Source organism: Type-F symbiont of Plautia stali (genome assembly GCF_059731105.1).
On record NZ_AP035911.1, the window covers coordinates 1 to 18,702 of the forward strand.

Below are 18,702 nucleotides of genomic sequence, written 5' to 3' on the forward strand. Positions count from 1 at the left end.
GAAAAATCCAGGTTTTTGGCATTTTTCTAAAAAATTGGCAGATATGCGCTTTTTGTGTAGTATGCCAAAAAACATTAAATCAGAGGGGCTTATGAAGCGTGATTATGGTGGCGTGCTGGAAATGGCCACGCGCGCCAATTCCATGTTACATGGACTGAGTAACCATATTGAGCAGCAGCGTCAGGAGTTTAACCAGACCGGTTTTTACCAGACCTTCTCACGTAATGCCGTTGCCAATATGCCTTTGCTGAGCAAGCACGCGGTCGTCGCGGCTATCGGGGATATGGAAGCTGCAGGCTACCAGTTTGGCAAAAAACAGACGGGCAGTACCTCGCAGTATGCACTGACCATTCAGAACGTCGTCGACATTTATCAGCACCGTAAAGTGCCGAAATATCGCGACCGCCACGACGGCCCCTTTGTCGTCTTTGTTGTCAGCCTTAAGGGCGGGGTCTCTAAAACGGTCAGCACCGTTACGCTCGCCCACGGTATGCGCGCGCACCCCTCCATGCTGCATAACGATCTGCGCATCCTGGTTATCGACCTGGACCCGCAGGCATCAAGCACCATGTTCCTGAGTCATACCAACAGCGTGGGTTCCGTTCTGGAAACGGCCGCTCAGGCGATGCTCAACGATCTCGATGCAGACCAGCTTCGCGAACAGTTCATCAAACCTACCGTCATGCCTGGCGTGGATGTTATCCCGGCGTCAATTGACGATGGCTTTGTGGCCAGCGACTGGGAAGAGCTGGTTGCCGAACACCTGCCGGGGGTCGCGCCATCCGAAGTTTTACGCCGTAACGTCATCGATCGTCTGGCAGGTGATTACGATTTTATCTTTCTCGACACCGGCCCGCATCTGGATTCCTTTATGCTAAACGCGATCGCAGCCAGTGATGTGCTGCTGACGCCTACGCCACCGGCCCAGGTCGACTTCCACTCCACGATGAAGTATCTGACCCGCCTGCCGGAAATGCTGGAGCGTATAGAATCTGAAGGCGTTGAACCGCGACTGAAGGCAAATATCGGCTTCATGTCAAAAATGACCTCTAAACACGATCACCTGACTTCACAAAGCTATGCGCGGGAAGTCTTTACGAAATCGATGCTGGACTGCAGCTTACCGCGCCTGGATGGATTTGAACGCTGCGGTGAATCTTTTGACACAGTGATCAGCGCCAACCCCTCCTCGTATCCGGGCAGTGCCGATGCCCTGCGTAAAGCGAAATATGAAGCTGAGCAATTCTCAAGGGCGGTATTTGATCGCATCGAATATATCAGGAGCACCCTGTGAGCAAACCTATACAGCGCATTGGCCGCAAATTTGGCGACTCCGCGATAGCAAGCATGATCGACAGCAGCAGCCAGTCGCGGACTTTTACGCTGAAATCAGGCGCGAAGGCGACCTTTGTGCGTCAGCTGATCCCGCATGACGATATCGAAACCCGGACCAGCGTCGACCCGGCCATTAACGGAAGGGACCAGAGCAGCCTGACACCGGAGTCGCTGCAGGAGATCACCCGGACCATTACCCTGCAGCAGTTTTTCCCGGCCATTGGTCGCGTGAACGGTGACAAAATTGAGATCATGGACGGTTCCCGCCGCCGCGCCGCCTGCATTCTGTCGGGTGCCAGTCTGGAAGTCCTGGTAACCGCCGATGCGCTGAGCCTCGCGGATGCGCGTCAGCTGGCCGCGGATATTCAGACAGCAAAAGAGCATAACCTGCGCGAGCTGGGACTGCGCTTTATGCTGATGAACGAGAACGGCATGAGCAAATCAGAGATTGCTAAAGCCGAAGGCATCTCTAACGCCAAAGTCTCCCGCGCGTTCCAGGCGGCTGCCGTACCCGCCGAATTTATCGGCCTCTTCCCGGTGGTGTCGGAACTGACATTGCAGGACTACCAGTTACTGCTCGACGTCTGGGAGGAAGCAAAGGCGGAGGCCGCAGACGTCACGGAACTGGTCAGCGGGATTGAGCAGCAGCTGGAGGCTGAGGGTTCACTGCTGAGCGCAAATGCAGATGAGAAAAAAAGTGCCATTCTCAATGCCTTTAAAAGCGCCCGTCGCCAGTTAAAAAAGCCCGCGCCGGTCAGCAAAACGGTGACGGAAAAACTGGCCACCTTTACCACAGCAAACACCTATGCGCGCCGTAAAACCAATGACGAGAAACGCACCGTACAGTATGAATTCAGTCGTCTGCCGAAAGAGATCGCTGAGCAGATAGATGCATCAATCCGGCAGATTCTCGCCACCATGAAGTAACCTGCCTCGCTTCAGCGTAAACGAAACCGGCTCAGGCCGGTTTTTTTATATCGCTTCTCTACCCCAATGACCTGCTCGCGGCTGTCAGCGAGATATCACTCCAGCAGAAGAACACTTGAAGTCGGCATCGTTTCCCGCTATAGCTAAAACGGTTTAGCGTTCAGGTCTGATTAAAGGAGTAGGTATGTCAGTTCGCGTGTGGTGCCTCGGCGATGCCGTGGTGGATTTACTTCCCGAAATGCCGGGTCGGTTAATGCAGTGTCCGGGCGGGGCGCCCGCCAATGTCGCAGTGGGCGTCGCGCGTCTGGGGGGAAACAGCGCGTTTATCGGCCGGGTTGGCGCGGATCCCTTTGGAGAGTTCATGCGGCAGACGCTGCAGGAAGAGCAGGTCGACACCGGGGCCATGATAAACGATCCCCGGCACCGCACCTCGACGGTGGTGGTCGGGCTGGATGAACAGGGCGAACGCTCCTTTACCTTTATGGTGCGGCCAAGCGCCGACCTGTTTCTTGAACCGGGCGACCTGCCTGCGTTTGACCGCGGGGAGTGGCTGCACTGCTGTTCCATCGCCTTAGCGGCAGAGCCTTCGCGCAGCACCACGCTGAAGGCGATGGAACAGATCCGGGCCGCAGGCGGGCATGTCAGTTTTGATTTGAATCTGCGCCACGACCTCTGGCCCAATCCGGCACTGCTGCAGGCGGTAGTGAGCGAGGCGCTCAGCCACGCCGACGTCGTTAAACTGTCAGATGAAGAGCTCGATTTTCTCTGTCCGGAGGGTGAAGCGGCCGGGCGCATGCTGCAACTGGCGTCGCGTTATCAGATCAATTTGTTGCTGGTGACGCGGGGCAGGGAAGGGGTGCTGACCTGTTATCAGGGCCGGGTTGCGCACTACAGCACCTCCCCTGTGGTCAGTGTCGATACGACGGGCGCAGGCGATGCCTTCGTGGCGGGGTTATTGTGGGAACTCGCAAAGTCGGGTCTGCCCGCCAATGAATCGCAGCTGGCCCGCGCGCTGGCGAGTGCCCAGCGCTGCGGGGCACTCGCTACCACGGCTAAAGGTGCCATGACTGCACTCCCCTGGCTCCACCAGCTTCACGAACTGACGGAGTAATCCCTGCTTTTTAACCCCTGTTTTGCGAACTATCTCACAATCACTAAACCGGTTTAGCTATTTTCGTTGCGAAGGGAAATTACCCGTGGCTATGATTTGGCCTAAACCGGTTTAGCAAAAAGCCGGTGATGATAGCCTCCTCTCAGGGACATAAAAAAATGAAAAAAAGCACCATTGCAGTGACCCTTTCTACCCTGTTGCTTTCCTCTCCCGTCTGGGCCGATTCCAGCATGAGCAGTATCGAAGCCCGTCTGGCAGCCATGGAGCAGCGGCTTCAGGCGGCCGAGCAGCGGGCGGATGCCGCCGAAACCCGCGCGCGGGCTGCTGAGAAGCAGGCTCAGCAGCTGGCGGCGGTTCAGCAGCAGAATCAGGCCTCTGCCGCTCAGGTCGAACAGCGCACCGCGAAGCTGGAGCAGCATTCGGCCGATGAAGGCGGCTTTGAATTTCACGGCTATGCCCGATCCGGCCTGCTGATGAACAGTTCAGCCGCGAAAACCCAGGGCGGTCCGACCGTAACCCCCGCCGGGGAGACCGGCGGTCACGTTGGTCGTCTGGGTAATGAACCGGACACCTACGTTGAGCTGAATCTGGAGCATAAGCAGACGCTGGCCAGCGGGGCCACAACCCGTTTCAAAGCGATGCTGGCCGACGGGCAGCGGACCTATAACGACTGGACGGCCGCCAGCAGCGACCTCAATCTGCGTCAGGCGTTTGTTGAACTGGGCCAGCTGCCTACTTTTACCGGCGCCTTCGACAACGCCACCGTCTGGGCCGGTAAGCGTTTTGACCGTGATAACTTTGATATCCACTGGATCGACTCCGATGTGGTGTTCCTTGCCGGAACCGGTGCCGGTATCTACGACATGAAATGGAGCGATCAGGCGCGCAGCAACCTCTCTCTCTATGGCCGTACTTTTGGCGACATTGAAAACAACGAAAACACCGCGCAGAACTACATCCTGTCACTGAACAACTTTGTCGGTCCGGTGCAGATGATGGTCAGCGGCCTGCGGGCAAAGGATAACGATGACCGCCGGGATATTGAGGGTAACAAAGTCAAAAGCGATGCAGCCAATACCGGCGTCCACGCGCTGCTGGGCCTGCACAACGACAGCTTCTATGGGCTGACAGACGGTTCGTCGAAAACTGCACTGCTTTACGGTCACGGACTGGGGGCGGAGGTGAAATCCATTGGCTCTGACGGCGCACTGCTGCCGGAGGCCAGCACCTGGCGTCTGGCAAGTTACGGCATCACGCCGCTGGGCGGAGGCTGGCACATTGCGCCTGCTTTACTGGCGCAGCGCAGTGACGACCGTTACGTCAAAGGGGACAGCTACGACTGGGCGACGGTCAACCTGCGGCTGATTCAGGAAATCACGCAGAACTTTGAGATGCAGTATGAGGGCTCCTATCAGTACATGGATCTGCGTCCGCAGGGGTATAACAATCGCAACGCGGTCAGCGGCAGCTTCACCAAGCTCACCGTGGCGCCCACGCTGAAAGCCGGTGATGTCGGTGACTTCCTCAAGCGCCCGGAAATCCGGCTCTTTGCTACCTGGATGGACTGGGATCACCGGCTGGATAACTATGCCAGTGACGACGCCTTCGGCAGTAAAGGGTTTGATGCCGGTGGCGAATGGAACTTCGGCGTTCAGATGGAAACATGGTTCTGACCGGCTGGCCCCGCATCCGGGGCCGGATAGTCACGCGGATAAAAACATAACAAGACAGAGGTATGTATGGACTATGTGAAGATTTCCCGGGCACTCCTGCCCCTGCTGGGTGGCAAAGCGAACATCGCCAGTGCCGCACACTGCGCTACCCGGCTGAGGCTGGTGCTGGCCGATGATGCGCTGGCGGACACCGCTGCCATTGGCCGGATTGAGGGGGTAAAGGGGTGCTTCCGCAATGCCGGACAGCTTCAGGTGATCTTTGGCACCGGCGTGGTGAACAAGGTGTATGCGGCGTTCATCGCCGAGGCGGGCATCAGCGAATCGAGTAAGTCTGAGGCGGCGGATATTGCGGCCCGTAAGCTCAACCCTTTCCAGCGAATCGCCCGTCTGTTGTCGAACATCTTTGTGCCGATCATTCCGGCCATTGTGGCGTCGGGGCTGCTGATGGGTCTGCTGGGGATGGTCAAAACCTACGGCTGGGTTAACCCGGAGAATGCGCTCTATATCATGCTCGATATGTGCAGCTCGGCGGCCTTTATTATCCTGCCGATCCTGATTGGCTTTACGGCGGCGCGCGAGTTTGGCGGAAACCCCTTTCTCGGCGCGACCCTCGGCGGCATCCTGACGCATCCGGCCCTGACTAACGCCTGGGGGGTGGCGTCGGGTTTCCACACCATGAACTTCTTTGGTTTTGAAGTGGCGATGATCGGCTATCAGGGGACGGTATTCCCGGTGCTGCTGGCAGTGTGGTTTATGAGCATGCTGGAAAAGCAGCTGCGCCGGGTTATTCCGGATGCCCTCGATCTGATCCTGACCCCGTTTCTGACGGTGATTCTGTCCGGCTTCATTGCGCTGCTGATCATCGGTCCGGCCGGCCGTATGCTGGGTGATGGCATCTCCTTTGTGCTCAGCACCCTGATCGCACACGCAGGCTGGCTGGCAGGCCTGGTGTTCGGCGGACTCTATTCCGTGATCGTTATTACCGGTGTGCATCACAGCTTTCACGCTATCGAGGCGGGGCTGCTGGGTAACCCCTCCATCGGGGTGAACTTCCTGCTGCCTGTCTGGGCGATGGCGAATGTCGCTCAGGGCGGTGCCTGCCTGGCGGTGTGGTTTAAAACCCGTGATGCAAAAATCAAAGCGATTTCGCTGCCCTCCGCGTTCTCTGCGCTGCTGGGGATCACGGAAGCCGCGATCTTTGGTATCAACCTGCGCTTTATGAAGCCTTTCATTGCCGGCCTGGTCGGGGGCGCGCTGGGGGGAGCCTGGGTGGTTTCGGTGCACGTCTACATGACCGCCGTCGGCCTGACCGGTCTGCCGGGCATGGCCATCGTGCAGGCCGGATCGCTGCTGAACTATATTATCGGTATCGCCATCGCCTTCATTTCGGCGTTTGTGATCTCTTACCTGCTCAAATATAAAACGGACGCGGAATAATGAGCGCATCAACACGTCTGGCCGCCATCCTGCAGGCGGTCATGCAGGGTATGCCCGCGGCGCTCAGCGATCGCCACTATCCCGGCTGGCATCTGGCACCGGTGACCGGGCTGCTCAACGATCCCAATGGCTTTATCCATTTTGACGGACACTATCATCTCTTTTACCAGTGGAATCCGCTGGGGTGTGCGCATCAGCATAAGTGCTGGGGTCACTGGCGCTCAGCGGATCTGCTGCACTGGCAGCATCAGCCCATTGCCCTGATGCCTGATGAGGAGTATGACCGCAGCGGTTGCTACTCCGGCAGCGCAGTGGAGGAGAACGGCGTGCTGACGCTGATCTACACCGGTAACGTCAAATTTGAGGATGGCTCGCGTACCGCGTGGCAGTGCCTGGCGCAGCAGAACAGCACAGGGGGATTCGACAAACTCGGCCCGGTCATTGCCGTGCCGGAGGGCTACACCGGCCACGTCCGCGATCCTAAAGTGTGGCAGCACGAAAACCACTGGTACATGGTTCTGGCGGCGCAGACCACGCAGCGGCAGGGCAGGGTGCTGTTACTGCGTTCTGACGATCTGCGCGCGTGGCACTCTCTCGGCGAAATAGCGGGCAGCGAGCGGGGGGGACTGGGTGCTGCGGGCTACATGTGGGAATGCCCGGATATGTTCACGCTGGGCGACAGCACCTATCTGATCTGCTGTCCGCAGGGCGTGGCGCCGGAAGAAAAACGCTACCTGAACAGCCACGCCTGCGCCTGGCTGAGCGGCTCTCTGAATTATGAGCGGGCTGAATACACACACGGCCCGCTGAATGAAATGGATGCCGGGTTTGAATTTTATGCGCCGCAGACCACGCTTACTGCGGACGGACGGCGTCTGCTGGTGGGCTGGATGGGCACGCCGGATGGCGAGGAGATGGCCCAGCCGACGGTCGCGCACCGCTGGATCCACCAGATGACCTGCCTGCGTGAACTGAGCTCACGCAACGGGCGGCTCTGTCAGCAGCCGGTTGCCGAACTGCAGGCGCTGCGCGAAGCGGAGCAGCACTATCAGGGTCGCGCTGATGACATGCCACCGATCGCCGCCGCGCGACTGGAGCTGATGCTGGAGAGTCAGGGAGATATCGAACTCAATTTTGCCGATACGCTGATCCTGTCGTGGCAGCAGGATGAACTGCGGCTTGCCCGTCGCAGTCTGGTTTCGGGCGAGTGGATCTTCCGCTACTGGACAGGGGCAGCCCGCCGGTTGCAGATCCTTTGCGACCACTCCAGCGTTGAGATCTTCATCAATGATGGGGAGGGCGTGATGAGCAGCCGCTATTTTCCGGACACGGCGGCGAAGCTCACCCTGCGCGGAGGCGCAGAACTGACGGCCCGCTACTGGTCGTTGCGTCGCTGCATGGTAGAATAACGGCCTGTTCCATCAACCGTGTCCTGCCGTGAGAAAAACCAAACGCGTTACCATCAGTGACATTGCCGGGCTGGCTGGCGTTTCAAAAGCCACTGCCAGCCTGGTGCTTAACGGCCGTGGCGAAGAGTTACGGGTGGCAAAGGAGACGCGTGAGCGGGTTCTGACGCTGGCCCGTGAACACCATTATCAGCCCAGCATTCACGCCCGGATGCTGCATGATGCCCGCAGCCACACACTGGGGCTGGTGGTGCCGGAGATCACTAACCATGGTTTCGCGGCCTTTTCGCATGCGCTGGAAAATCTCTGCCGGGCAGCCGGTCTCCAGCTGCTGATCTCCTGTACCGATGAAAATGGTGCTCAGGAGAGGGTGGTCGTGAATAACCTGGTTGCCCGTCAGGTCGATGGGCTGATTGTCGCCTCCAGCATGCTGGATGACAGTGATTATGTCAGCCTCAGCGAACAGTTACCGGTACTGCTGTTTGATCGCCACATGAACAACACCGCGCTTCCCTGGGTGATCACCGACTCGGTCACCCCTACCGCCGATCTCGTTGAAAAACTGGCGCGCGCCTGTCCGGAAGAGATCTACTTCCTTGGCGGACAGTCTGCGCTGTCGCCCACCCAGGATCGTCTGTCGGGATTCCGGCAGGGGCTGGCGCGCGCGGGGGTGACCCTGCAGCCGGAGTGGATTATTCAGGGTGCCTACCATCCCGGCAGCGGCTATGAGATGTTTTCGGCATTGTGTGACCGGCTGGGACGCCCTCCTAAAGCGATGTTCACCGCCGCCTGTGGTCTGCTGGAAGGGGTGCTGCGCTACATGAGCGAGCATCACCTGCTGACCCGCGATATCCGCATCGCCAGTTTTGACGATCACTATCTGTATGATTCGCTCTCCATTCCGATCGATACGGTAGAGCAGAATGTCCCGGCGCTGGCGCAGGCCTGTTTCTCCATGCTGACCACCCTGATCCGGGGAGACGATCCCACCGAGAGCCAGCTGGTCTTGCCGGCCACACTGCGGCTGCGCGGTTAACGGATGCGGGTCAGATCCAGCGCCTGAGTTCGCTGTTCTCTGCATCACTGAGGCATACAACGTCATATACACCCGCCAGATCATTTTCGCCGTATCGTTATAACGATACGGCGACCTCTTAAGGTGCGTAATGCACTGTGCATTCACCCTGAGACTGCGGCACCTGATAAGGGTACAGGCGGTATCGGGCCATGCATAACGAGCCATCGCTCACACGTATTAAAAAAACCATCGCTTCAGCTCAGGTTGTCGGGGGACACAGCGCGCGAGAAAAAATATAATGGCAATCGATAATTCAAAGAAGATGATGCAAAAAAGTTAACGATGTTTAACCTCATTTACTTGCAAATATAAAATCATCATCTCTTTTAGCAACTTTGAAATTTTTAATCATTATCTTCAGCATTTCAATACACGCAGATTGCTGTAAATCAGGCGAGTAAAACGCGCTGATTACAGGCTTACAGGGAGGTCATAATGAACTTAATCAGCATGCGATACTTTGTTGAGCTGGCTGAAAATTTAAATTTCACCAGGGCTGCACAAAATCTTTCAACCTCTCAGCAAAATCTCAGTGTACACATAAAAAAATTAGAGGATTATTATGATACGATTCTCTTCCACAGAAAACCGCAGATTAAACTCACTCAGGCTGGCAGCGCGCTGTATGATTCTGCGATAAAGATACTGATGGAAAGCGATAATATCTCATCGCGATTAAGCGACATTAAGCATCATCATATTGGCACGTTATATATCGGGGCGACGCCCTACAGAGGAAGTTACTGGCTTCCTATGGTTCTGCCGGACTATATAAAAAAATGGCCCAACATTACGATAAACCTGACAAACGAAAAATCAGCCAGGATGGAACAGATGCTGATGTCCGGAGAGCTGGATTTTTTTGTCGGGATAAAACAAGGGGATGATCCCCTGTTAAAAACCATCCCATTGATGAACGACAGGCTCTATCTTGCCGTAAATAAAAATCTGCTGATTGAGCATTTTGGCAGTGACACGGATAATTTTATCGCAGGATGCCAGCAGGGCACGACGCTTGATAAATTCAAAGACTTTCCCTTTATCTGTTTTAAATCGGATTACCGGCTGCACAAAATTGTTAACGCATGCTTTGAGGAGGCGGGGTTTGAACCGCGGAGAATATTTGAGGTTGACTCCATCGATGTTATGCTTGCCCTGTTTGAATTTGGTGTCTTTTTTCTGACTGAAATAAGAATACCCTCCTTACAGGAACGCTATCCGGAAGGTGTGTTTCTGCCCGTTCTTCTTCAGAATGACTATGTTTTCAGTCCGCTGAGCATTATTTACCACAAAAACCGCTATCTATCACGCTATGCGCGTGACTTCATCTCCCGGACAACGGCGCTATTTGGTACGCCCGGACCTTTTTCACGGCATCGCTGACGCAACCCGCGTGGTGATAAGCCTTCCTGTAACGGAGTTGACGGTTTTATTATGAACCAGACTCCGGAATTTCTGTGAGGTTAATTGCAAATCTCACCGTTTTATATTGACGGCTTAAGCGTGATTAACGAAGTCCTTATTGCAGAATAGTTAAATTAACTTTAAAGAATGCATAAACAACATTTCTTTGTCGGAAATAAATAAAATATTGTTTCTGTTGGTGCGTATTAAAAAATAGAATGCCCGCAAGGTCATCATATTCACCCGGTTTCCGATAGGGTGAAGGTTCTTCTTTATTATCTGACAGGACTTTGTGAGGCAGGAAATGTGCGAAATCACCATTGAAAAGATAAAAGAGTTTTTCCCTCAGTTAGCAGCAGTCAAAAACAGAAGGCTTGCGGATGCTGCATGTGAAATCTGGGTTGAGGCATTTCGGAACAGTGCATGGGAGAACATTGAAGATGCACAGTTTGCGATCAGAGCACCGGATGTTTCTTTGGTTAAGCACACCGAGAATGTCACGGATAATGTCCTGCTTATTGCCCGGAATATCCAGAAAAAATTCGGGTATGAAGTTGACACCGATATTCTGATTGTTTCCGCTGTACTGCATGATGTATGCAAGCTGGAAGAGATGGAGATGGGGGCGGGTGGGCCGGGCACCAGTAAAAAAAGTCAAACAGGTAAGCTTTATCAGCATGGCTTTTTAAGTGGCTATTACACCCATAAATACCGACTTCCGGAAGCAATTACGGCATTGGTCGTCGCGCATTCAGGACAATCCAAAGTTATCCCTCAGGGCATTGAGGGGATGATTTTATTCTATGCAGACATGATGGATGCTGATGTCCATTTTGTTCATGCCGGAACAGATATTTGTCTTACTGAAAAATAAAACGTCAGAAACAGATCATATTAATAAGGAGTCGCTCATGTCAGTGGGTAATCGCGTTTTCACCAGGAGAAAATTGCCGGATCCTGAACTGGTTAAAGCTTTCAGTAAAATTGCAGCCGCAAATGTGGCGGATTGCATGGGGAGATTATGCGGAATGAACCCGCAAATCAGACTGATGTCGAACCCCTCCGGCAGAATTATGTGCGGGGTTGCATTGACGGTCAAAGCCCGAGCGGGTGACAACATGATGCTCCATAAAGCGATGAATATTTCACAACCTGGCGATGTCATTGTTGTTTCCAATGAGGGGGAACGGAGCCGGGCTATCATGGGTGAAATCATGTTTAATTATTTACAGGGCTTCAAAAAAATAGAGGGGATTGTTATCGATGGCCCGGTCAGAGACATTGATATTCTCTCTCAGGGAACATTACCTCTCTATGCAACCGGAACCACCCCCTCGGGACCTTACAAAGAGGGAACCGGAGAAGTTAATGTCCCGATTTCCTGTGGCGGTATCATGGTCAATCCTGGCGATATCATCCTGGGTGACAGGGATGGCGTCATCGTCATTCCGAAAGACGACGCTTACTCTGTTCTGGAAAAATCAAAAATATTATCTGAGAAAGATAAAGAAAAAGCCGTCAATTCCGCAGCCGGTACGGTTGATCGTCAATGGGTAGACGATTTAATGGAAAGAAAGAATGTAGAGATTATTGATAATCACTATGAGTAATAAAATAAAACCAGGAAGAACGAAAAATGAAAAGCAAGATAACAAAGCTTATTCCGGTCGTTATTTTCCCTGCGTTATTCTGGACGCTACCCTGTCCTGACGGACTAGATATTAATACATGGCATATGGCGGGCTTATGCCTTGCGCTGATGTGTGGACTCATTCTGAAGCCGTTTTCCGAGCCCATTATCAGCCTGATTATCGTAGGGCTTGGGGCTTTTTTCGTGAAAGATCCCAACGCGCTTTTTTACGGATGGGGACAACAGAACGTCTGGTTTATCCTGGCCGTGTTACTGGCTTGCAGCGCATTCAGAAAAAATGGGCTGGGTAAACGCATGGCATACATTTTACTTTCTAAATTCGGCAACACCTCCTTTGGCCGTTCGTCGCTTGGCCTGGGTTATGTCATGCTGATATGCGATCTGATATTGAGCCCGGCAACGGGATCTAATACATCACGGTCTGCGATTGTCTTCCCGATTTTCAGGGGCTTATCGGAAGCGCTGGATTCCCATCCCGACAAAAATCCCCGAAAACTGGGCGCATATCTTGAGCTCTTACAGCACGTCGTTACCATGTCAACAGCGGCGCTGTTTTTAACCGGAATGGCATCCAATGCCGTGATTGCATCGACGATAAACAATGTCGTTGGGATTGAATTGACGTGGGCGCTGTGGTTCAAAGCCGCTCTGGTCCCCGGTTTACTGATCCTTTTTCTCAGCCCCATTGTGGTCTACAAGTTATTCCCACCCGAAATGCGTGACCTGGGAAATATAAAACCCATCGTTCTGCAAAAGATTGCGGAAATGGGCCCCATGAAGCGGGATGAAAAGGTCATGTTTGTGCTTTTTATCTGTGCCATTCTGGGATGGAGTATTGGCTATAAGATTGGCATGGGACTCTATATTGTTGCCTTTATCTGGTTAGCGCTGGAGCTGGTGTTTGGATTGTTAAACTGGGATGACCTGATGGCTGAAAAAGGCGCCTGGAACATGTTTACCTGGTTTGGTGCTTTTTACAGTCTGACCGTGGCGTTAAATGATGGCGGATTCTATACCTGGATTGCGTCACAGCTTCAGCTGTATCTGAATCTTAACGCGATTAGCGGCTCTCTGGTTCTGGTGATTCTGGTATTACTCAGTCTGGTCGTGAAATATTTTTTTGTTTCGAACTCCGCTTATATCGTTTCCATATATCCAGTGGTGCTGACCTTAGCCAAAGCGACCCAGGTCAATATGATGGCCCTGTCGTTGATGCTGGTCTTCTTTGGCGCATACGGTGCTTTGCTTTGTAATTACGGAAACGGGGCAAGTATTTATTTATGCGGGAACGGCTATGTCAGCCAAAAGGACTGGTATACAAAAGGCACGATAATACTCATCCTTATTTCTTTAGTGCTCTTTACTGTCGGTCTTCCCTACTGGAAATTGATAGGCATACTGTAATCTATAAATAACGAGGTTTTATTATGGGATGGAAAGTGCTTTTGCCACAGGAATTGAAACAGGATGGACGACTTCTGCTTGAACGGCAGGGGCATACGTTAATTGACGGGCGTGGCTTTGAAACCGACGACGTGATTGCAGACATGCAGTTACACCAGCCGGATGCCATCATTGTTCGTGTGACCAAAATGTCTCGCAAAGTGTTTGAGGCGGCAGCACCGAATTTAAAAGTTCTTGTCCGGCATGGTGCCGGGTTTGATGCGGTTGATTTGAAGGCTGCTGATGACTTTGGCGTCAAATGCCTCTATGCGCCTGTTGCGAACAGTACATCCGTTGCGGAGACGGCATTGTTACTCATGCTTTATATGAGCCGCAATGTCAGCCGACTTCGTGCAATGCTGCCGGTCGACTACTATGCGGCAAAATTAAAAACGCCGATGACAACCTTAAACGGCAAAACCGTGGGGATCATCGGGTGCGGAAACATAGGCAGCCGGACCGCTAAACGTTGTCTGGCGATGGAAATGAACGTGCTTTGCTACGATCCTTACAAGCCTGCTAAAGATTTTCCCGATGGGGTTGAGGTCGTAAGAGACCTGGAGAGAATTTTTACGGAGAGTGATTACGTCTCACTGCACGCCCCCGATACCTCAGTGACGCATAATATGATTAACAAAGAAAAGTTAGCCATGATGAAACCGGGTGCTTTTCTGATCAATACCGCGCGCGGTGGGTTGGTCAATGAAGACGATCTGGTTGAAGCCTGTAAAAATGGCATCATCGCTGGCGCAGGACTGGATGTCATTGCTCATGAGCCGATGCACCCGGATAACCCTCTGGCGGCACTGGATAATGTGCTCATCACCCCGCACGTGGGAGGCAATACGGCTGAAGCCGCCATCCGGGCTTCTTACATGGCTGCTATGGGGGTTGCCGAGATGTATGAAGGTAAGGCCCCCACCTGGCCCATTCCGGTGATTGATTACCAGATTGCGCGAACTTACGCTGATACAAAAGAGAGTCATAAAATCCCCGCCGGGATGTTTGATTATTAATTCACTCCTGCACTGATCATCGATCCTGGCATTGCTAACACTCTGCATAAGAGCCTGTCGGACAACAGGCTCTTATGCCTGCATTAACGTAAACGCATCCTTTCGCGAACAGCATTTGCCGCTATCCTTCAGAGTGAAAAGTCGCAACAGGGCTGATGCCTGTAACGTTCTCACTTATGACCGGTGACGCATCCTGAGATTCCCCCTTGGGAGCAGAACGTTCTGCAGGGTCTGCGTGACGCCCTCCGCCTAATGCCTGCGCTGAATGCGGGAAAGGGAGGTCACGAGGTTGTTTTTGTCCGCCTCACTGAGGTGGGGGGCCGCGAGCTGCGAGAGCAGCCAGGCTTTGTCGGCGTCTGCCAGGGTGCCTGCCATCAGCCGCTGACTGATCGCCGTCAGTAACTGTGTATCCAGCCGTTGTATCTGCTGCCGGGTCTCTGCCAGATCCGGAACAGCCTGCAGGCTATCCGGCGTGGAAAGCCAGTCAGCCCGATAGCGATACTGAATGGCTTTACTGGCATTCATCAGGGCGTGAATAAAAGGTTCCACCGATTCCGGCTCAAGTCCTTCCTGCTGCGCATTGTGCAGCATGTTCTCCAGTACCACCTGCTCCCGGGGCAGATCCTCCACGGGTAAATGATGCTGCGCTTTATAACCTGCCACGGCTTTCATGACCTGCATACGTTCATTCAGGGCGGTTGAAATGGCCCCGAGTGAGACGGAAGAGACCGACCCGGCGAAAACGTTGCTGCACATAAAGAGTGAAGAGAAAAAAATCGCTACAAACTGCGTCATTTGCCTGCTCCATGAGTGAAAAGTGGCACTAATTTATGCATGAAACGATAACGTAGTGTGATTAATATTTTTACAAAATGTGAATAATGGCGGTACCGGCAACATTCAGGCAGGTTATTCATTTAACATCGTTTTTTGGCTTTCAGGTTCATAAAAAATTCATATGATCCTGCCATCCTGATCGGTCGGTCCCCGCTCTGCTCAGGGGGAACGGGCTGCCATAAAAGGATAATCTGACGTTGAGGTAAGCGCGGGGGACAAAGAGAAAAGGGCGGCTCAGCCGCCCGGATCGGTCAGGGGCATCCTGTTCTCAGGGAACAAAGACGGCACGAACACAGCCATCTTCTTTATGCTTAAACATCTCATAGCCGCGCGGCGCTTCTTCCAGCGGGAAGCGATGCGTCGCCATAAACGCCGGGTTGAGTTCATTCTGCGCGACATGTTCCAGCAGCCTGTGCATATAGCGTTGCCCGTGCTGCTGGGCGGTGCGGATGGTCAGACTCTTGTTGATCATCAGCCCCAGCGGAAACTTATCCATCACGCCATACACGCCCAGGATAGCGATGTTGCCGCCTTTGCGGCAGCTGTAGAGTGCCTGACGCAGGGCGGCCCCCACATCCGTTTCAAGATGCAGCATCTGTTTCGTCTTGTCGTAGACCTGACTTAAGCCTTCCCCCCTGGCCTCCATGCCGACCGCATCGATACAGCTGTCCGGGCCGCGGCCGCCGGTCAGTTCCAGCAGGGCTTCGTGGATATCGACCGAGGTGTAATCCAGCGCGATGCTGCCTGCAAAGTCCCGCGCCATCGCCAGCCGCTCAGGATAGCGATCGATACCGATGACCTGATGTGCTCCCATCAGCCAGGCACTCTGCTGAGCCATCAGGCCGACGCCGCCACAGCCCCAGACCACCACCGTGTCACCCGGATGGATGTTGCAGAAATCGGCACCCATGTAGCCGGTTGGTGTCGCATCGGAGAGGAACAGCGCCTGCTCATCGGTGACACCGTCGGGAACGACAAAGCAGTCATTGTCGGCAAAGGGGACGCGGACATACTCCGCATGCGAGCCCGCATAGCCGCCAAAGGCATGGCTGTAAGCGTAAATTCCGCCGGTCGGATGGCCCAGCGCCGTCTCCCCTTTTTCCCACTGCGGATGTGTGTTGTCACAGCAGGAGGGGAGTTGTTGCTGGCAATACCAGCAGGAGCCGCAGGAGATGAATGAGGGTACGACCACCCGGTCACCGCGGCGGATATTTTTCACCGCGCTGCCGACCTCGACGACCTCGCCCATAAATTCATGGCCCAGGATATCTCCCTCGCGCATCGTCGGGATCAGACCGTCAATGACGTGGAGATCGGAGCCGCAGGTCGTGGTAAGCCTGACCCGTATGATGGCATCATGAGGGTTAATCAGACCAGGATCGGCCACCGTTTCAACGCTGAGATCGTTGACGCCATTCCAGCAGAGTGCGCGCATCTATTTCTCCTTATCCTTACGGCTGGCATGGCGGCCCGCAGGCTGCCCCTCCAGCGTGGGAATTTCACCGGTTTCAGCCAGGCTCTTGAAGCGATGTAACGCTTTGCTGGCCACCTCTTTCGGCAGCAGATCGAATAACGTGGTCACCTTTTTCCCCAGTGCCCCGCCCGGTGGGGTGAACTGCAGCGTCAGGGCCAGTTCGGTCCCCCATTCACCCGGCGCGGGGCGAAAACGCAGTTCACCTTCGTTAGGAATGTCCGCGCCGTCCAGCGAACGCCAGGCAATGACTTCGCCCGGCTGCGCTTCAACAATCCGGCTTTCCCAGCGGTAATGCCTGCCGAGAGGCCCTTCAACCTGCCAGTGCGCATCGCTTTTATTCACCGGTGTCACGCTGGCGAAGTGGCTCATAATCCGGGGCAGGGTATCCGGCTCAAGCCACAGGGCAAAAAGCTCGGTTGCGGGCAGGCCGATCGTTATCCAGCGCCGGAGCGTGAGGGTATTGTCACTGGTCGTTGTCTCAGATGTGGTTGTCAAAACGTCCTCCGGGAGTTCTCAGTGGAACGGGATTACAAGATTTGAGTTAAGGACAGTGCGGGGGATTATGCGAGCGAAGCCGCGTCAGTCAGATCAAAGCTGCAATCTCAGAAAGAGGTCAGGATGCCTGCCGGATAGCCAGTGCAGAGACGCACTCTGGCATTCCGGAACAGAGACCTGGCGCCGCCGGGAGGGACATTTACAGCAGCAAAAAGAGGGAGATAGGGCCTTGAGTAACCTGTTTTCCGCGAACAAAAACGTCGCGGAATATGTGAGAAAGCTGGAGAAGCAGGCAGCCAGCCGCTCAGAAGCGAACTGGCATGAAGGACTGAAAATTAGCACCAAAAGCGCGCTGGAAAAAATCAATGCGGCTTATGAGGCTAACCTGATCGGTGCTGAAGAGAGCCTGAGTCTGAAGCAGCGGGTTTACCGGGTGCAGGATAAGCTGATTGCGCTCGCCTTGTGGTGACCTCAGCCGATCAGACCGCCTGTGCGTAAATCGGCGGGGGTAAAAAACTGATACTTCAGCACGCAGCGTCGTCCGGCATTGAAGGCCGTTCGTAAAGAAGGAAGGTTGCCTGGCAGAATCGTGCCGGTCAGCAGCGCGCGCTCGCCATGGTGCAGATGAAGCTGCCGCAGCAAAAGCCGCTGCGCGCTCGCGGCAAGCCCCCGGCCCTGACAGGCAGGGATAATGACTTCATCCATAATCTGGAAGCCTTCAATAAACGCCGTTTGCCGTGGCACACAAATAATCAGTCCAGCCATCCTCTCCTGCCAGACAATCAGACGGACGTGCCCGTCAGCGATATCATCACGCAACTCCTGCCTGCTGGTAGCCTGTAACTGATCGCGGAGATGCGGCAGGGTCTGCCTGCTGACGCGATAGGCGTGATGAATCGCCGCGAGACAGGCGGGAAAATCGCGCCGGCTGGCAGTGACCAGAGACAGTTCGCCTGTGACAGGTTCCGGCAGCGAAGCGGGATCGCTGAGAAAAAGCAGCTGGTCAGTAAAGCCGATTTCAGCGTGAGTCACAGGCAACAGGACCCGCAGCCTGAGCGGATTCAGCACCTGCCACGCCCGCATGATGGCGTCAGCCGCCGCAAAATCCAGCGCGCCATCACGTGCGATGACATCAATGAAGGGCTGAGCCAGGTCTCCTCCCAGATAGCGCGGCCCGGTGAGATAGCGCTGGCCGTTTATCGTCAGTTCCCGCTGCAAAAAGGTGTGCTGGGGCAGGCCGGTTTCACGCCAGGGAAACGCGGCGGAAAAGTGATGATCGTGGCAGCGACTCTGCTCCCGGGCCAGCCAGCGGGCAAGCCAGGCGCTGAGACAGCCCGACGAGACAGGAACAGTACGGTAGAGCGACACCATATAATCCAGCATAAGAGTCCTTATTGCCTGCCGTAAGGGAACGT

At 54.5% G+C, this 18,702-nt stretch carries 17 protein-coding genes; 13 read left to right on the forward strand and 4 right to left on the reverse strand.

The features are described 5' to 3' along the window. The first annotated feature begins 91 nt into the window (after positions 1 to 91). The 12 genes from AC6I7A_RS21470 (at position 92) to AC6I7A_RS21525 (ending at position 14,481) form a co-directional block, all read left to right on the forward strand. Positions 92 to 1,294 (forward strand): AAA family ATPase, encoded by a 1,203-nt coding sequence (locus AC6I7A_RS21470; protein ID WP_009093252.1) that lies wholly within the window; start codon positions 92 to 94, stop codon positions 1,292 to 1,294. After that, positions 1,291 to 2,262, forward strand: a complete 972-nt coding sequence (locus AC6I7A_RS21475; protein ID WP_009093251.1) for a ParB family protein — start codon at positions 1,291 to 1,293, stop codon at positions 2,260 to 2,262. The genes AC6I7A_RS21470 and AC6I7A_RS21475 overlap by 4 nt, the downstream gene beginning before the upstream one ends. Before the next feature lie 184 nt (positions 2,263 to 2,446). Beyond that, the gene (gene cscK / locus AC6I7A_RS21480; protein ID WP_058958383.1) at positions 2,447 to 3,373 is read left to right on the forward strand and encodes a fructokinase; all 927 of its coding nucleotides are present in this window, start codon (positions 2,447 to 2,449) and stop codon (positions 3,371 to 3,373) included. 158 nt (positions 3,374 to 3,531) lie between these two features. Then, entirely contained in the window at positions 3,532 to 5,046 is a 1,515-nt protein-coding gene (locus AC6I7A_RS21485; RefSeq protein ID WP_267372807.1) for a carbohydrate porin, read from the forward strand. 66 nt (positions 5,047 to 5,112) lie between these two features. After that, positions 5,113 to 6,483 carry a sucrose-specific PTS transporter subunit IIBC gene (locus AC6I7A_RS21490; protein ID WP_046103061.1) on the forward strand — a complete coding sequence of 457 codons (1,371 nt, stop codon included), beginning with the start codon at positions 5,113 to 5,115 and terminating at the stop codon, positions 6,481 to 6,483. Then, on the forward strand, positions 6,483 to 7,892 hold the full coding sequence (locus AC6I7A_RS21495) for a sucrose-6-phosphate hydrolase (RefSeq protein ID WP_058958381.1): 1,410 nt from the start codon (positions 6,483 to 6,485) through the stop codon (positions 7,890 to 7,892). Before AC6I7A_RS21490 ends, AC6I7A_RS21495 begins: the two co-directional genes overlap by 1 nt. Positions 7,893 to 7,920: 28 nt before the next feature. Beyond that, positions 7,921 to 8,925, forward strand: a complete 1,005-nt coding sequence (locus tag AC6I7A_RS21500; RefSeq protein WP_058958380.1) for a substrate-binding domain-containing protein — start codon at positions 7,921 to 7,923, stop codon at positions 8,923 to 8,925. Between the two features lie 477 nt (positions 8,926 to 9,402). Further along, positions 9,403 to 10,350: a LysR family transcriptional regulator gene (locus tag AC6I7A_RS21505; protein ID WP_009093245.1), complete on the forward strand. Its 948-nt coding sequence runs from the start codon at positions 9,403 to 9,405 to the stop codon at positions 10,348 to 10,350. Between the two features lie 325 nt (positions 10,351 to 10,675). After that, on the forward strand, positions 10,676 to 11,245 hold the full coding sequence (locus AC6I7A_RS21510; RefSeq protein ID WP_058958379.1) for an HD domain-containing protein: 570 nt from the start codon (positions 10,676 to 10,678) through the stop codon (positions 11,243 to 11,245). Positions 11,246 to 11,282: 37 nt separating this feature from the next. Next, a complete protein-coding gene (locus AC6I7A_RS21515; RefSeq protein ID WP_058958378.1) occupies positions 11,283 to 11,981 on the forward strand; it encodes an RraA family protein in 699 nt (232 codons plus the stop codon). Between the two features lie 26 nt (positions 11,982 to 12,007). Continuing rightward, positions 12,008 to 13,426, forward strand: coding sequence for a DASS family sodium-coupled anion symporter (locus tag AC6I7A_RS21520; RefSeq protein WP_058958377.1), 1,419 nt, complete (start codon positions 12,008 to 12,010; stop codon positions 13,424 to 13,426). Positions 13,427 to 13,449: 23 nt separating this feature from the next. Further along, a complete protein-coding gene (locus AC6I7A_RS21525; protein WP_058958376.1) occupies positions 13,450 to 14,481 on the forward strand; it encodes a hydroxyacid dehydrogenase in 1,032 nt (343 codons plus the stop codon). 249 nt (positions 14,482 to 14,730) lie between these two features. On the opposite strand, the gene AC6I7A_RS21530 is transcribed toward AC6I7A_RS21525, so the two are convergent. The 3 genes from AC6I7A_RS21530 to AC6I7A_RS21540 form a co-directional block, all read right to left on the reverse strand. Beyond that, positions 14,731 to 15,276: a chorismate mutase gene (locus tag AC6I7A_RS21530; protein WP_058958375.1), complete on the reverse strand. Its 546-nt coding sequence runs from the start codon at positions 15,274 to 15,276 to the stop codon at positions 14,731 to 14,733. A 310-nt stretch (positions 15,277 to 15,586) separates the two neighbouring features. Continuing rightward, a complete protein-coding gene (locus AC6I7A_RS21535) occupies positions 15,587 to 16,753 on the reverse strand; it encodes a zinc-dependent alcohol dehydrogenase (RefSeq protein WP_046103058.1) in 1,167 nt (388 codons plus the stop codon). Further along, positions 16,754 to 17,287 (reverse strand): SRPBCC family protein, encoded by a 534-nt coding sequence (locus AC6I7A_RS21540; protein WP_058958374.1) that lies wholly within the window; start codon positions 17,285 to 17,287, stop codon positions 16,754 to 16,756. A 229-nt stretch (positions 17,288 to 17,516) separates the two neighbouring features. Between AC6I7A_RS21540 and AC6I7A_RS21545 the strand changes: the two genes are divergently transcribed. Next, on the forward strand, positions 17,517 to 17,756 hold the full coding sequence (locus AC6I7A_RS21545; protein ID WP_058958373.1) for a hypothetical protein: 240 nt from the start codon (positions 17,517 to 17,519) through the stop codon (positions 17,754 to 17,756). A 2-nt stretch (positions 17,757 to 17,758) separates the two neighbouring features. Here the strand turns inward: AC6I7A_RS21545 and AC6I7A_RS21550 are convergent, their stop codons facing one another. Then, on the reverse strand, positions 17,759 to 18,670 hold the full coding sequence (locus AC6I7A_RS21550; protein WP_058958372.1) for a hypothetical protein: 912 nt from the start codon (positions 18,668 to 18,670) through the stop codon (positions 17,759 to 17,761). Positions 18,671 to 18,702 lie beyond the last annotated feature (32 nt).

Bases quoted from the DNA above. Each gene is read 5' to 3' on its own strand.
- AC6I7A_RS21535 (WP_046103058.1), bottom strand. From the start codon at position 16,753: ATGCGCGCACTCTGCTGGAATGGCGTCAACGATCTCAGCGTTGAAACG.
- AC6I7A_RS21490 (WP_046103061.1), top strand. From the start codon at position 5,113: ATGGACTATGTGAAGATTTCCCGGGCACTCCTGCCCCTGCTGGGTGGC.
- AC6I7A_RS21515 (WP_058958378.1), top strand. From the start codon at position 11,283: ATGTCAGTGGGTAATCGCGTTTTCACCAGGAGAAAATTGCCGGATCCT.
- AC6I7A_RS21505 (WP_009093245.1), top strand. From the start codon at position 9,403: ATGAACTTAATCAGCATGCGATACTTTGTTGAGCTGGCTGAAAATTTA.
- AC6I7A_RS21525 (WP_058958376.1), top strand. From the start codon at position 13,450: ATGGGATGGAAAGTGCTTTTGCCACAGGAATTGAAACAGGATGGACGA.
- AC6I7A_RS21550 (WP_058958372.1), bottom strand. From the start codon at position 18,670: ATGCTGGATTATATGGTGTCGCTCTACCGTACTGTTCCTGTCTCGTCG.
- AC6I7A_RS21530 (WP_058958375.1), bottom strand. From the start codon at position 15,276: ATGACGCAGTTTGTAGCGATTTTTTTCTCTTCACTCTTTATGTGCAGC.
- AC6I7A_RS21495 (WP_058958381.1), top strand. From the start codon at position 6,483: ATGAGCGCATCAACACGTCTGGCCGCCATCCTGCAGGCGGTCATGCAG.
- AC6I7A_RS21485 (WP_267372807.1), top strand. From the start codon at position 3,532: ATGAAAAAAAGCACCATTGCAGTGACCCTTTCTACCCTGTTGCTTTCC.
- AC6I7A_RS21510 (WP_058958379.1), top strand. From the start codon at position 10,676: ATGTGCGAAATCACCATTGAAAAGATAAAAGAGTTTTTCCCTCAGTTA.
- AC6I7A_RS21520 (WP_058958377.1), top strand. From the start codon at position 12,008: ATGAAAAGCAAGATAACAAAGCTTATTCCGGTCGTTATTTTCCCTGCG.
- cscK (WP_058958383.1), top strand. From the start codon at position 2,447: ATGTCAGTTCGCGTGTGGTGCCTCGGCGATGCCGTGGTGGATTTACTT.
- AC6I7A_RS21470 (WP_009093252.1), top strand. From the start codon at position 92: ATGAAGCGTGATTATGGTGGCGTGCTGGAAATGGCCACGCGCGCCAAT.